12 protein-coding genes are annotated in these 13,144 nt (G+C 56.8%); 8 read left to right on the plus strand and 4 right to left on the minus strand.

The genetic code is table 11. The features are described 5' to 3' along the window. Nucleotides 1–364 precede the first annotated feature (364 nt). From CRO19_RS19185 to CRO19_RS19210, 6 genes are all read left to right on the plus strand, one after another. The gene (locus CRO19_RS19185) at nucleotides 365–1,699 is read left to right on the plus strand and encodes an MFS transporter (RefSeq protein WP_097097270.1); all 1,335 of its coding nucleotides are present in this window, start codon (nucleotides 365–367) and stop codon (nucleotides 1,697–1,699) included. A 1-nt stretch (nucleotide 1,700) separates the two neighbouring features. Continuing rightward, entirely contained in the window at nucleotides 1,701–3,446 is a 1,746-nt protein-coding gene (locus tag CRO19_RS19190; RefSeq protein ID WP_097097271.1) for a dihydroxyacetone kinase family protein, read from the plus strand. Between the two features lie 3 nt (nucleotides 3,447–3,449). After that, on the plus strand, nucleotides 3,450–4,223 hold the full coding sequence (locus CRO19_RS19195; protein ID WP_097097272.1) for a triose-phosphate isomerase family protein: 774 nt from the start codon (nucleotides 3,450–3,452) through the stop codon (nucleotides 4,221–4,223). Further along, nucleotides 4,223–5,032 carry a sugar phosphate isomerase/epimerase family protein gene (locus tag CRO19_RS19200; protein WP_097097273.1) on the plus strand — a complete coding sequence of 270 codons (810 nt, stop codon included), beginning with the start codon at nucleotides 4,223–4,225 and terminating at the stop codon, nucleotides 5,030–5,032. Before CRO19_RS19195 ends, CRO19_RS19200 begins: the two co-directional genes overlap by 1 nt. A 4-nt stretch (nucleotides 5,033–5,036) precedes the next feature. Continuing rightward, nucleotides 5,037–5,894 (plus strand): phosphogluconate dehydrogenase C-terminal domain-containing protein, encoded by an 858-nt coding sequence (locus CRO19_RS19205; protein WP_097097274.1) that lies wholly within the window; start codon nucleotides 5,037–5,039, stop codon nucleotides 5,892–5,894. A gap of 196 nt (nucleotides 5,895–6,090) precedes the next feature. Continuing rightward, a complete protein-coding gene (locus tag CRO19_RS19210; RefSeq protein WP_097097275.1) occupies nucleotides 6,091–7,059 on the plus strand; it encodes a sugar-binding transcriptional regulator in 969 nt (322 codons plus the stop codon). Nucleotides 7,060–7,065: 6 nt separating this feature from the next. Here the strand turns inward: CRO19_RS19210 and CRO19_RS19215 are convergent, their stop codons facing one another. Beyond that, nucleotides 7,066–7,647: a nuclear transport factor 2 family protein gene (locus CRO19_RS19215; protein ID WP_097097276.1), complete on the minus strand. Its 582-nt coding sequence runs from the start codon at nucleotides 7,645–7,647 to the stop codon at nucleotides 7,066–7,068. Nucleotides 7,648–7,755: 108 nt separating this feature from the next. Here CRO19_RS19215 and CRO19_RS19220 point away from each other — a divergent pair, with 108 nt between their 5' ends. After that, complete coding sequence (locus CRO19_RS19220; protein WP_097097277.1) at nucleotides 7,756–8,646, plus strand: LysR substrate-binding domain-containing protein; 891 nt, start codon at nucleotides 7,756–7,758, stop codon at nucleotides 8,644–8,646. A 115-nt stretch (nucleotides 8,647–8,761) separates the two neighbouring features. Continuing rightward, nucleotides 8,762–10,369: a dipeptide ABC transporter ATP-binding protein gene (locus tag CRO19_RS19225; protein ID WP_097097278.1), complete on the plus strand. Its 1,608-nt coding sequence runs from the start codon at nucleotides 8,762–8,764 to the stop codon at nucleotides 10,367–10,369. Here the strand turns inward: CRO19_RS19225 and CRO19_RS19230 are convergent. From CRO19_RS19230 to CRO19_RS19240, 3 genes are read right to left on the minus strand one after another with little or no spacing between them, the layout of a single operon-like run. Then, nucleotides 10,355–11,173, minus strand: a complete 819-nt coding sequence (locus CRO19_RS19230; protein ID WP_097097279.1) for a rhodanese-like domain-containing protein — start codon at nucleotides 11,171–11,173, stop codon at nucleotides 10,355–10,357. The genes CRO19_RS19225 and CRO19_RS19230 overlap by 15 nt on opposite strands. Next, the gene (locus tag CRO19_RS19235) at nucleotides 11,163–12,146 is read right to left on the minus strand and encodes an ornithine cyclodeaminase (protein ID WP_097097280.1); all 984 of its coding nucleotides are present in this window, start codon (nucleotides 12,144–12,146) and stop codon (nucleotides 11,163–11,165) included. Before CRO19_RS19235 ends, CRO19_RS19230 begins: the two co-directional genes overlap by 11 nt. After that, nucleotides 12,146–13,144, minus strand: a complete 999-nt coding sequence (locus tag CRO19_RS19240; RefSeq protein WP_097097281.1) for a 1-aminocyclopropane-1-carboxylate deaminase/D-cysteine desulfhydrase — start codon at nucleotides 13,142–13,144, stop codon at nucleotides 12,146–12,148. The genes CRO19_RS19235 and CRO19_RS19240 overlap by 1 nt, the downstream gene beginning before the upstream one ends.

A 13,144-nucleotide genomic window follows, 5' to 3' on the forward strand; every position in this document is an offset into this window, starting at 1 on the left:
AATTAATCATGTGTTCAAGTGTTGTTCATATGAGAGGTGCCAGATATCGCCCGTTAATGCGCTTGAAATCACCATACCAGTGTGGTTTTGGCCGCTGCATTGAGCAAAAGTCCGATAATAACTGCAAAATCGAATCTCATGAGCGCGCTCACACTTTCGTGTATTGCGCTTGAGGTGTGCGCAATTATCCGTGTACTGTTCATTTGTTCGCATAGCTTTACTAATGTACAAGAAGACCCATTAAGGACTCGAACATGCTGCATTTACACCTTACCTCTCAGTTCGCCTGCCGCCAGCGCGCCCTTAGCGCTGGGCCAACACCGCTTAACGAAATGAATAACTCCGCATGTCCTGGAGGTGCGTTATGAACCAGCCAACCGTCACGGCGGTGGAAAAGTCCACCATCAGAAAAATCTCCTGGCGTTTAGTGCCGTTCGTGGCGCTGATGTTCTTTATTAACTTTCTCGATCGCACCGCGATTTCGTTTGCGGGCCCCAACGGCATGACGCAAGACCTCGGCCTGACGGCGCTGCAGTTTGGTTTAGCATCAGGCATCTTCTTTATTGGTTACATCCTGCTGGAGGTGCCCAGCAACCTGGCGCTGCATAAGTTTGGCGCGCGTCGCTGGCTGGCGCGCATCATGATCAGCTGGGGGATTGTCTCGCTGTTGTTCACATGGGTAAGCAGTGTGGAAGGTTTGTATACGCTGCGTCTGCTGCTCGGCATCGCTGAGGCTGGCTTCTTCCCGGGCGCGATCCTCTACCTCAGCATGTGGGTACCTGGCCGGCATCGCAGCAAAATTCTGTCGCTGTTCTATCTTGCGCAACCGCTAACCGTGGTATTTGGCGCACCGTTAGCCGCTTCATTAATTGAGCAGCATGGCCTGTTCGGCATGGCCGGCTGGCGCGTGATGTTTATGGGCGTCTCAATTCCCGCAATTCTGATTGGGTTTGCTGCACTGTTCTGGCTGGTGGATTCGCCGCGCCAGGCTAAATGGCTGACCTCCGAAGAGAAAACCTGGCTTACTGCTGAGCTGGAAGCCGAGCATCAGCAGAAGCAGGGCCATCAGAAACACAGCCTGCGCTCGGTAATGGGTAACGGCCGCGTATGGATGCTGTGCCTGATTTACTTCGGATTCATTTATGGTCTGTATGCGCTGGCGTTCTTCCTGCCAACCATTATTGCTGGCTTCCAACAGCAGTTCGGCACCACCTTTAATGTCATGCAGAAAGGATTGATTACCGGCGTGCCGTACCTGATCGCAGCGGTGGTGATGTTCTTCTGGTCGAAAGACGCTGCGCGTCGTGGCTGCAAAACCTGGCACATCGCTATTCCGGCGCTGGCAGGCGGCATCAGCGTGCCGCTGGCGCTGTATATGGATTCGCCGTTCACCACCATCATGGTGATTGCGATTACCGCCAGCGCCATCTTCGCCGCGTTACCTAACTTCTGGACATTACCGACGCAATTCCTGACCGGTGCATCTGCGGCGGCCGCGATTGCACTGATTAATACCTTAGGAAACGTAGCGGGCTTCTCTGCGGGCTACATCACCGGCGCGCTGCATGACGCGACTAACAGCTATGCCTTGCCGATGTTTGTGGTCGGCGGATTCATGCTGCTGTCAGCCTTCCTCATGCTGTTACTTAACCGCCGTCGCTCGCCGTCTCAGCCGATCTCTTTAGCTCAGGAGCATTAATATGACGTACCTGTTTAACCAACCCTCAGCCTTCGCCGCTGAGCTGATTGAAGGCTTTATCGCCGCCAATGCCGATAAAGTGCGTCAGGTTACTGGCGGCGTGGTGCGCAGTACCCGTAGCGAGCCGAACACTGTGGCGGTAATTGTCGGCGGCGGATCGGGCCACTATCCGGCGTTTGCTGGATTGGTTGGACAAGGCCTGGCACACGGCGCGGCGATGGGCAATTTATTCGCTTCGCCCTCGGCGCAGCAAATCTACAACGTTGCACGTGCGGCGCATAACGGTGCTGGCGTGCTGCTGATGTTCGGCAACTATGCGGGTGATGTTTTGCACTTTGGCCAAGCCTGCGAACGTTTACGGGCGGAAGGCATCGCCTGTGACGTGCTGGCGGTCACCGACGATATCTCCAGCGCGGGTAAAGAAGAGCTGGAAAAGCGTCGCGGCGTGGCAGGCGATCTTTGCGTCTTTAAAGCCGCCTGCGCCGCTGCTGAAGCGGGGCACGATTTGGCCGCCGTGGTAAAACTGGCACAGCACGCGAATCAACGCACCCGGACCTTTGGCGTGGCGTTTGCCGGTTGTACTCTGCCAGGCGCATCGCATCCGCTGTTTGAAGTGGAAAAAGGGCGCATGGCGCTGGGATTAGGTATTCACGGCGAGCCGGGCATTAAAGAGACCGACATGCCGAGCGCAGATGAGTTAGCGGAGATCTTCGTTGAGCGCCTGCTCAATGAATTACCCGTTGATATAAAGCAAGCTGAAGGTCAGCGCGTGGCAGTGATCCTCAACGGTTTGGGCTCGGTGAAATATGAAGAGCTGTTTGTGGTTTATCGCCGCGTCGCGCAGCTGCTGGACGCAGCAAAAGTGCAGATTGTCGAACCTGACGTCGGCGAATTTGTCACCAGTTTTAATATGGCTGGCGCGTCACTGACGTTGATGTGGCTGGATGAAACGCTGGAAACCCTGTGGCGTGCGCCAACCAATACGCCAGCCTATCGCAAAGGTAGCGTGCTGGTTGCAGAACCCCTGAGCGCCACGGAGCGAGAGGAAAGCCGTGAAGAAGCCTTGCCTGCCGCGACCGCTGAATCGCAGGAAAGCGCCAAACGCGTTCTGCAACTGCTGGAATCAGTGGCCGATATGTTACAACGTAACGCAAAGCGGCTTGGCGACATTGATGCGGTCGCTGGTGATGGCGACCACGGTATTGGTATGGAGCGTGGCGTGCTGGGCGCAGTAGCAAAGGCGCGTGACGTTGCCGCGCGCGGTGCGGGTGCTGGCAGTTTACTGTGCCGGGCGGCAGATGCCTGGGCTGATAACGCCGGCGGCACGTCTGGCGCATTGTGGGGCGTAGCACTCACCGCATTAGGCACTGCGCTGGGCGATCGTTTCACACCCGATGCGCAGCGCGTGGCAGCGGGTGTGCGTGCAGCCAAAGAAGGCATCATGCACTTTGGTAAAGCGCGCGTGGGTGACAAAACCATGGTTGATGTACTGGTGCCGTTTAGCGACAGCTTAAATGCGGCTGTTGCAGAAGGCGCATCGTTAACCGATGCCTGGCTGGCGGCGGCGCAGGTGGCAGACAAAGCCGCGCAGGATACCGCGCAGCTGGTACCAAAAATGGGCCGCGCACGTCCGCTGGCAGAAAAAAGCCTGGGCACACCCGACGCAGGCGCAATTTCACTCGCTTTAATCGTGAATACCGTGGGCGATCTGCTAAAAGAACAGAGTACGTCTGAACAAGGAGTTTGAAGCATGTCTCAGCCAAAAGTCTGGCTTGGCGTCAGTTTAAAAATGTACTTCGGTTATCAACAAACGCTGCAGTGGTGCCGCGATGTGGCAGCCATTGCCGGGCATCCGGCCGTGAAAAGCGGTGAAGTGGGTTTATTTGTCCTACCGACTTATCCCGCCATTCCGGCAGTGGCTGAGATCTTTGCTAATACGACGGTGCGCTTCGGCGGTCAGGATGTTTGCCAGGCGGAGAACGGTGCATGGACCGGTGAAGTCAGCGCCAGCATGCTGCAAGAGTTGGGCTGTTCGCTAGCCGAAATTGGCCATGCGGAACGCCGTCGTCACTTCCATGAAGATAAAGCGCAAATCGCTGCCAAGGTTGCGATGTCGCTGCGCCACGGCATCACGCCCGTGCTGTGCATCGGTGAAGAACAGCAGGCGGATCCGCAGCAGGCGATCGCGCTGTGCGAGCAGCAGCTGGCCGAAGCCTTGTCTGACGCCGCGCAGCAGCGATTAAAAGGTGAAGTGTTCTTTGCCTACGAACCACAATGGGCAATCGGCGCGCCGCAGCCCGCGCCGGACAGCTACATCCGCGCGGTGTGCGCCGGCCTGCAGCAGCTCTCCACGCCGCCGGGTATCACGCTGAAAGTCATTTATGGCGGCAGCGCCGGTCCGGGGCTGATTCAACGCCTTGGTACAGACGTGAATGGCCTGTTCCTGGGACGTTTTGCTCACGATCCGCAAGCGTTGGCCCAAATTATTGAGGAAGCCAGCGTGTTGGCTCAGGAGCGCCGTTAATGAGCCGGATAGGACTCAGCACCTACGCTTTTTTCTGGCGCATGTCGTCAAAAGTAGCCAACCCGCTGACGTTGGAGCAGATGCTACAGCAGACCGCGGACCTCGATATCTCGGTGTTTCAAATTTGCGACTATCCGGCGATTGAAAGCTGGTCCGACGCGCAGCTGCTTACGCTGCGTCAGCAGGCCGATGCGCTGGGTATTACGCTGGAATTAGGCACGCGTGGTCTGGCTACCGCCCATTTGCTGCGTTATCTGCATATGGCGGAAATTCTCGATGCTCACGTGGTGCGCTCGATGTTTTATACCGCCGATCATCGCCCGTCGCTGGATGAAGCCACCAATCTGATTGCTGCCGTGTTACCTGATTTCGCCCGCCAGCAGGTGCGTCTCTGCCTGGAGACGTACGAGCAGGTCAATAGCGGCGTGATGATGTCGGTCATCAATAAGTTCCTGTCGCCGTGGCTGGGCGTGTGTCTCGATCCCGCCAACTGTGTCGCTGGGCTGGAGCTGCCGGAGCAGGTGATCGCCAACACCGCCGCGCGCGTCGGCAATCTGCACATTAAAGACTTTGCCTTCACGCGTCGTGATGGCTGGGTTGGCTTTACCTTTGCCGGCTGCCCGATGGGCGAAGGTTTGCTGGATTACGATCGGATGATCGCCAGCGTGCGCCCGGTGGATAAAGGCATTAACCAAATCGTCGAACACTGGTTGCCGTGGCAAGAGGATGCTGCCGTGACCTGCGAGCGAGAAGCCGAATGGACTCGCCGCACCGTTGAATTCTTACGCAGTAAACAAAATCAGGAGTAACAACATGAGCGTGCAACTGAAAACCATCACCGTGATAGGTGCCGGCGGTAAAATGGGTATGCGTATTTCTGCCAACTTGCAGAAAAGCGATTACCAGGTGTTTTACTGTGAGAACTCACCAAAAGCGCAAGAACAGGTTAGCGCGCAGGGCCGCGAACTCTCTGATGCCGCCTCCGTGGTGCCTTTAAGTGACGTGGTGATTCTGGCGGTACCGGATATCGTATTGGGAAAAGTCTCTGAAGGCGTGGTGCCACAGATGAAACCGGGCGCGATCCTGCTGACGCTGGATCCGGCTGCCGCGTACGCGAATTTGATCGCCCATCGTGATGGCATTGAATACGCGGTGGCGCATCCTTGCCATCCGTCGGTATTCCTTGAGCGTTATACCAAAGAAGAGCATGCGGATGCTTTCGGCGGCATCGCAGCCGTTCAGCACGTGGCGGCCTCGTACGAAAGCGGTTCCGATGCGCAGAAAGCCGAGCTGAGCAAGGTGATCAGCGTGATGTACGGTCCGGTTGAGCACGTCCATTGGGTAACCGTGACGCAGCTGGCGTATCTGGAACCGACGCTGGTGGAAACCGTCGCCTGCATGGTCGGTGCCTTCATGAAAGAAGCGTTGGACGAAACCGTGAAACACAGCGGCGTGCCGGAAGAAGCGGCCAAGGCGATGTTGTATGGTCATATTCAGATTGCGCTGGCCGTCGCCTTCCGTGCCACCAACCCGTTCTCCGATGCCTGCATGATCGCCATGGAATATGGGCGTGAGAAGATCGTTAAACCTGACTGGAAACAAATTTTCGATCAGAAAGAGCTGGATATCGTGATTGCCCGCATGCTGAAAATCGACGCTATCAAGCGCTAAGCGTGATGCCCGATCGACTCGCGGCGCGGTTATCTGGCGAAGCGAGTCGTATCAATGATATAACTCCCTGCCTAAGTCACATCAAGCCGGTATTTTGTAGGGGCGCCATTCATGGCGACCAGGTGCGCATAAATGCGCACCCTACGTGGCGCGCTTGCAGCATCTTCGCATAACACCCAAACAAGACAGGTTACGGATGGAAAAAAACACGCTCTCTCAGGACTCCGAACTGCTGACGGAAATTGCCGTCGCCTATTATCAGGACGAAATCACCCAGGAGGAGATTGCGCGTAAGTTTGGGATTTCCCGTATCAAGGTTGGCCGCTTACTCAAACGCGCACGTGAAGAGGGCATCGTCGAAATTAATGTGCGTTATCACCCGGTGTTCAGCACCCGTCTCGAACAACAGCTTCAAAATCGCTTCCCGCAACTGCAACGGGCGCTGATTGCGCTGGATCAGCCGGACCAGGAAGAGCAGCGTCGTCAGGTTGCCGCGCTGGTGTCGTCACATTTAGCGCAGTCGCTGAAAGACGACGCCATTGTCGCCGTTGGGCAAGGGCGCAATGTGGCTGCGGTTGCCGATCATCCCGGCCAGGTGCCGACGCGCAATTGCCTGTTCATCAGCGGCATTGGCGGCACCCATCGTCCGGGGGATGCCATCAACGCAGATCACATCAGCCGTCGCATGGCGAAGAAATTTGGCGGCATCAGCGAAACGCTGTATGCGCCCGCCTATGTTGAGAATCGGGCGCTGCGTGATGCCTTTATGCAAAACGGCACCATCAAGGAAACGCTGGATCGTGCACGCAAAGCGGATGTGGCGCTGGTGGGCATCGGCGACATGAACGAAAACAGCTATATGGTCAAACTTGGCTGGTTTACGCCGCACGAAATCATTGATGCCAGCGTCAATCAGGGGGTAACCGGTGATGTGGCGGGCTATGACTTCTTCAATTCGCAGGGCCAGCACGTTGATACGGTGATGAACGACCGGGTTATTGGGCTCAGCATTGAAGAGTTACGCAAAATTCCCTGCGTGATTGCCATCGCTGCTGAAAATACCAAAGCGATGGCGATCCTCGGCGCACTGCGCACGGGGGCGATTGATATTATTGCGACAACGGCGCAGAACATCCGCACGATTTTGAGTTTGTCGCAATCATAGAACTGGCTAAACCGACAACCATTGCTGGGCGTCGCGTTTGATATTCTGCTCCAGTTCACTTCCACGAGTGGCAAATACCCGCTGTAATGGAAAGCCACTCAGCTCCAGCAAATAAGCCAGCGTTGCATACTCTCGCGGGTATTTCGCCACTCTGGCTGGGTCGATTTCCACCAGACCCTGCGGGAAGGTAAATGTCCCCATATCGTAAATGCTTTGGCGATGAACCAGTCGCCATACGCCATCGCGTTTTTCAGCCATATCATAAAAACGGTTATGGCATTCACAGCCGACATTCAGTTTTACATTCTCCGCAATAATCATCGCATTGGTTTCGAGGATAGCTTTGGTGCCACCGGTGTTGAAGGCGATCATCGGCGTAGCGATCAGGTGCTTGGTGCGAAGATCGGATTTACCCATCCGCATCGAACCACTGACAAACTCGCTTGCCAGCCCTTCAAACCAGGTAATTTCGATGGTGCCATCAGGGTGAAACAGCTCGCGTAATTGATCCCATTCGCCCAGATCGCGATGCATCCAACCGTTCATAAGGTTATTGAGTTGCTGACGATCCTGAAGTTGGTCTTGCATGTTGTTGCTCCTATTGGTTAACGGGGTTCAGTTTGTGCGCTGATAACGATAAACTCAAATATATAGAATTTACGTATCAATCATTTTTAGTGATGGATGGAAGTGAATATGGAGTTACGTCATCTGCGTTATTTTTTAACGGTTGCCGAAGAGGGACATTTTGGCCGTGCGGCGGAACGGTTGAACATTGTTCAACCCGCTTTAAGTATGCAAATCAAAGCACTGGAGGCTGAGCTTGGCGGCCCTTTGTTTCTGCGTACCAGTCGTCGCGTTGAACTGACTGAGGCGGGATTGCTATTGCAGGCCGAGGCAGTGCGCACGCTGGAACAAGCCGAACACGCTCAGCGCGTGGTTAAACAGGCAATACGTGGGGAAATAGGGCGGGTACGCATTGGCTTTGCTGGCAATGCGGTATTTAGCGGAAGATTGATGCGCGATATACGCTCATTTCATCATGCCTATCCGCATGCTGAGCTGCAATGTCAGGAATTGGCACCACACCTGCAAAATGAGGCGATTAACAGCGGCATGCTCGATGTGGGTTACATGCCTGATTATCATCCGCAGCAGAATTCTGCGCTGGCGCATGAATTAATCGGAGAGTGGAATCGCGTTGTCGTGATGTCTAGCGATCATCCTTTGGCTGGAAAACAGCGTCTGACCGTGGCGATGCTCGCGCATGAGCCTATGATCATGTACACAGCTCATCAGGTTGATTCACATTTAGATGCTGTTCTAGCTAGCCTACTGGGTGATGCGCTGAACATTGCATATCGCATTTCCAGTACGCTGAGCGTGCTCGCGATGGCTGGCGCGGGTCTGGGTATTGCATTGGTGCCAGCGCCATTAACGCAGGTGGCGATCCCGGGCGTGGTTTATCGTGAGCTGGATGCACCCATGCTCACAGCGAATTTAATGATAGTCAGCCGTAAAAATGAGTGTAGCGGGGCCGTTTTAGCCTACCTCGCCACAGCCCGTGCAAACGCGTCCGAAGTATAAAGTCTGACGTGTTTTAAGGCTTATTCCGTCACGCGCAGTACCATAACCTAATGGTCTTGTTCACCCTATCTTCAGGATATATCCTGTATTTTTCCCTATTGAGAATCCCTGCCAGATGAATAGCGCTCGCTTGCTGTCGGTTGAAAATCTTTCACTACAAACTCACGATCGGCGGCAGCTGGTGCAGAACGTCTCGTTTCATCTTGACCAGCGGGAAATACTGGCTCTGGTTGGCGAGTCGGGTTCTGGCAAAACCTTAACCTCCCTGGCGCTGATGAACTTGCTGCCTGCCGGTGTGCAGCAAAGTGGCGGTCGCGTGGTTTTCAATGGGGATCCGCTGGATGCACGCAAAACCCAATTACTGCGCGGATGCCGCATTGCCACGGTGTTTCAGGAGCCAATGACCAGCATGAATCCCACGCTGCGCATCGGTGAACAGATCGCCGAAGTGCTGGTGCGGCATCGGCAATTTAGCTGGAAGCAGGCCCAGCAGGAAGCGATTGCGCTGCTGGATCGCGTCGGTATCGTTAATCCGGCACAGCGAGCGCGCCAGTATATTCATCAATTATCGGGCGGTATGCGCCAACGCGTGATGATCGCCAGCGCTATCAGCGGACAGCCGGAATTGCTGATTGCGGATGAGCCGACCACCGCCCTGGATGTCACCATTCAGGCGCAGATTCTGGCGCTGCTGCAAGAGCTGCAGCAAGAAATGGGGATGGGGATCTTATTGATCACCCACGATCTGTCCGTGGTGGCACGTTACGCCGATCGCGTGTGCGTAATGCAGCACGGGCAGCTGGTTGAGCAGGGAGCAGTACTCAATACGCTCAGCGCGCCACAACATCCTTACACGCGTAAATTGATTGCCGCCTCGGCGGTGCAGATGCCGGAAGCCATAATAATGGCCGATCAGCCGCCGCTGCTGGTGCTACGTGATATCAGCAAAAGCTATCCGCTGCCGCGTCGCATGCCGCTGTGGCCAGCCAAACGCCAAACCGTTTTACACCCGGCTAATCTAACGATTGCGCAGGGCGAAATAGTCGGCTTGATTGGTGAATCCGGCTCCGGAAAAACCACGCTGGGCAGCGCGGCGATTGGTTTGATTGCCGCAGATGCAGGCGAAGTGCATTTCCAGGGCCAGCATCTGCAAGGTCGCCAGCTAAATACGTTACGCCGTCACGCCCAGATTATCTTCCAGGATCCTTACGCGAGTCTTAACCCCAAAATTTCGGTGGGTGAACAGATTGCCGAGCCGCTGCGCGTATGGCACTTGCGACAAGGCGCTGCGGTGGATGAGCGGGTAAAAGAGTTGCTGATGTTAGTGGGGTTGAAAGCGGAACATGCGCATCGTTTACCAGGGGCATTTTCCGGCGGTCAGCGCCAGCGTATTGCGATTGCACGCGCGCTGGCAATGGAGCCGAAGCTGCTGGTGGCGGATGAAGCGGTTGCTGCGCTGGATTTATCGGTACGCGGGCAGATTCTGGCGCTGTTTAATACGCTACGGCACAAGTTGGGATTATCGGTGCTGTTTATCAGCCACGATCTCAGCGCGGTACGGCAGCTGTGCGATCGGGTCGTGGTGATGTATCACGGTGAAATCGTGGAGTCGGGCATAACGGCGAACGTGATCAACCATCCGCAGAACCACTACACGCAGCAATTGCTGGCGGCAGCGCCGGATGTCCAGCAGGCGCTGGCGCAACGATCAGCTGCCGTGTAGTAACGGCAGTTCAGGGTGTTCAGCCCACTCGTGCCAGGATCCGACATACACTGCGACATGCGCAAACCCCGCCAGCTTTAATGCCGCCCATACCGTGGCAGCTCGCGCGCCGCGGTGGCAATAAACCTGTAATTTCGCGCTTTTATTCAGCCCTGCGGCCGTAGCGCGAGCCTCAATGTCATCAGCCGTGCGGAAATGACCGTCGCTGACCACGTCTTCCCAAAACAGCAGCTGAGAATGAGGAATACGTCCCGCGCGCTGACAGCAGGCGTGGGCAAAGCTGCCGTCAAATTCGCTGGGACGACGGGCATCTACATTGATTACCGTCACGCCATCCGCCGTTAACACCTGCTCACGGATGCACACCACATCGCGATTCCACGCGCGGGCGTTTGCGGCGGGCGGATGCGCCACCGTTCGACTTAAACCTAATCCTGGCGTGAGGTCAAAACCCGCCGCCTGCCAGGCCTCCACGCCGCCATCCAGAATTAGCGCATCATCGCGCTGTAGCAGCCACGCAAACCACGCGCCGCGCGGCGAACGCATTCCCACCTGCTGCTCAAAAAAAACCGGCGTGGCGCCAGGATAGCCAGTAAACATTGGTTGCAGCGCGGTGGCCGCTTCTGCCGCCATCACCGCTAAACCTGGCTCGCTGCTGTCGTCAATAAAATAGTCATAGACGTTACAGTGCTGCGCGTCGGGCAAGGTGGCGCGTTGCCAGTCGGCAAATTCGCGCACGTCGATCAGCAAAAAAGCTTCGCCCTGCGCCTGACGCTGGTGAAGGGTTTGCACATCAATGATCATGCTGAACTCCCGAAAACAGCGACTGCAACGTGCCGAGTGCGTTGTACTCTGCGGCCTGTAACACGCGAGCGGCGAGGGCGATATCAAACACGTTGAGGCCAAACGAGGAGAAATAGACGCTATCATCCGCCGCCGGACGCCAGCCATCGACGAGCAGCGCGCAGAGATCGGCAGCGACATCTTGCTCTCGAAACTCACCGGCGCGGAACATCTGAAACAGGCTTTTTGCGCTACGCTGGGCGAAATCACCCCAGGCATCCACCACCACTTTGCTGCTGGCATGGATGGCGGCAAAACTCACTTCGTGGTAGCCCACCTGTACAATAATCCGGCCAGGACGCACCGCCGCTGCATCAACAATCGGCTGCGCTGCGCTGGTGCAGGTCAGCACGGCGTCGTAGGGTTGCGCCAGCGCCAACGGCAGATTGGATTCGATCTGCACATCGTGCAACGCCGTGAGTTTTTCGCCAGAGCGATTCCAGACGCCAATCTGTTCCAGCTGTGGAAACAGCTGATGCAGCATGCGCAGATGCGTCTGCGCATGCAGGCCTGCTCCTAGCAACAGCACGCGTTTCACGGGTTGTGGCGCAGCCAGCTGCAACGCCAGCGCGCTCACGGCGGCGGTGCGGGCGGCAGTTAACGCACCGCTGGCCAGCAGACCACGGGGAAGACCGCTTTGCGCATCGTTGATCAACGTTAAGGCTAACGCGGCGGGCAGGGCGTCCGGACGCTGAGGACGATGAGCCGTCCACTTCACGCCCGCTACGTTATAACTGCCGCCGACGCGCGCCGGTAACGCATAAGCTTTACCCAACGGCGTGCCGAGATCGATGTGATTTTCGGCGGGCATCTGCGCCTCACCGAGGCGCATCAGACGGATTACGGCTTTGACATCCTCAAGCGCCAGGGCGATATCGTTACCCCCCAATTGCGCGACGGTGGCTTCATCCAGCACCCGCAATAATGCGTCCATCACGGCTCCAAAAGACGGTCGGCGAACGGATAGAGCGCCGGAGAACCGCCGCAGTGCACGAAAGTAACGCGCGAACCCTGCGGAATGCGCCCCAGCTCCACCAGCGAAAACAGGCCGTGCATCGCTTTTCCGGTGTATACCGGATCCAGCAGCACGCCTTCCAGCTGGGCGAGTTTGTAGATGGCATCAATACCGCCATCGGATGGCACGCCATAAGCCTGGCCAACATAGCCATCTTCAATCCAGATATCGTCCGGTTGCCACCGCTGCGGCCATTGCAGCAGGTCGGCACAATCCTGCGCCATGCCGGCAATGCGCGGCTGAAACCAATCGGCTTTGGCACTGACGCTGATGCCAATCACCTTGGTCTGCGGCCAATAGCGCCGCGTTCCCACATGCAATCCAGCCAGCGTGCCGCCAGAGCCGGTAGGCGCAACGATAAAATCTGGCGCGGGCGTGTGGTGGGGAGCCAGCTGCGCCGCCATCTCCTCCACGGCGCGCACATAACCCAACGCGCCGAGTGGCGTCGCGCCACCCAGCGGAATAATCATTGGGGTTTCACCCTGGGCGATCGCCGCATCAGCGTGCGCCTGCATCGCACCTTCAATCTGCGTGAAGTAGCCGTCGGGATCGAGGAACTGCACCTCGGCTCCGAACAGCTTGTCCAGCAGCAGATTCCCTTGCCAGCTCGCGGGCGGATTGCCCCGCAGCACCAGCACTGGACGCATGCCAAACTTGCGCGCCGCGGCGGCCACCATGCGGGCGTGGTTCGATTGATGCCCGCCGGTGGTGATCACCACATTGACGCCGGTTTTGCAGGCCTCCGCCATCAGATACTCCAGCTTGCGGACTTTGTTGCCGCCGCCGCCGAAGCCACTGTAGTCATCGCGTTTGATCGTCAGCGTAATCCCAAGTGCCTCACTGAGCCGCGGCAGCGGCTCGTGAGGCGTGGGGAAGAAGCCGAGCGGAACGCGTTCAAACTCTTCAACTGATTTCAT

Origin of the sequence: Candidatus Pantoea floridensis (assembly GCF_900215435.1) — a bacterium.
In the GTDB taxonomy this organism is placed as follows: domain Bacteria; phylum Pseudomonadota; class Gammaproteobacteria; order Enterobacterales; family Enterobacteriaceae; genus Pantoea; species Pantoea floridensis.

Coding starts and splice junctions, on each gene's coding strand:
- CRO19_RS19235 (WP_097097280.1), bottom strand. CDS start 12,146: ATGGACGCATTATTGCGGGTGCTGGATGAAGCCACCGTCGCGCAATTG.
- CRO19_RS19240 (WP_097097281.1), bottom strand. CDS start 13,144: ATGAAATCAGTTGAAGAGTTTGAACGCGTTCCGCTCGGCTTCTTCCCC.
- CRO19_RS19185 (WP_097097270.1), top strand. CDS start 365: ATGAACCAGCCAACCGTCACGGCGGTGGAAAAGTCCACCATCAGAAAA.
- CRO19_RS19210 (WP_097097275.1), top strand. CDS start 6,091: ATGGAAAAAAACACGCTCTCTCAGGACTCCGAACTGCTGACGGAAATT.
- CRO19_RS19215 (WP_097097276.1), bottom strand. CDS start 7,647: ATGCAAGACCAACTTCAGGATCGTCAGCAACTCAATAACCTTATGAAC.
- CRO19_RS19225 (WP_097097278.1), top strand. CDS start 8,762: ATGAATAGCGCTCGCTTGCTGTCGGTTGAAAATCTTTCACTACAAACT.
- CRO19_RS19200 (WP_097097273.1), top strand. CDS start 4,223: ATGAGCCGGATAGGACTCAGCACCTACGCTTTTTTCTGGCGCATGTCG.
- CRO19_RS19205 (WP_097097274.1), top strand. CDS start 5,037: ATGAGCGTGCAACTGAAAACCATCACCGTGATAGGTGCCGGCGGTAAA.
- CRO19_RS19195 (WP_097097272.1), top strand. CDS start 3,450: ATGTCTCAGCCAAAAGTCTGGCTTGGCGTCAGTTTAAAAATGTACTTC.
- CRO19_RS19190 (WP_097097271.1), top strand. CDS start 1,701: ATGACGTACCTGTTTAACCAACCCTCAGCCTTCGCCGCTGAGCTGATT.
- CRO19_RS19220 (WP_097097277.1), top strand. CDS start 7,756: ATGGAGTTACGTCATCTGCGTTATTTTTTAACGGTTGCCGAAGAGGGA.
- CRO19_RS19230 (WP_097097279.1), bottom strand. CDS start 11,173: ATGATCATTGATGTGCAAACCCTTCACCAGCGTCAGGCGCAGGGCGAA.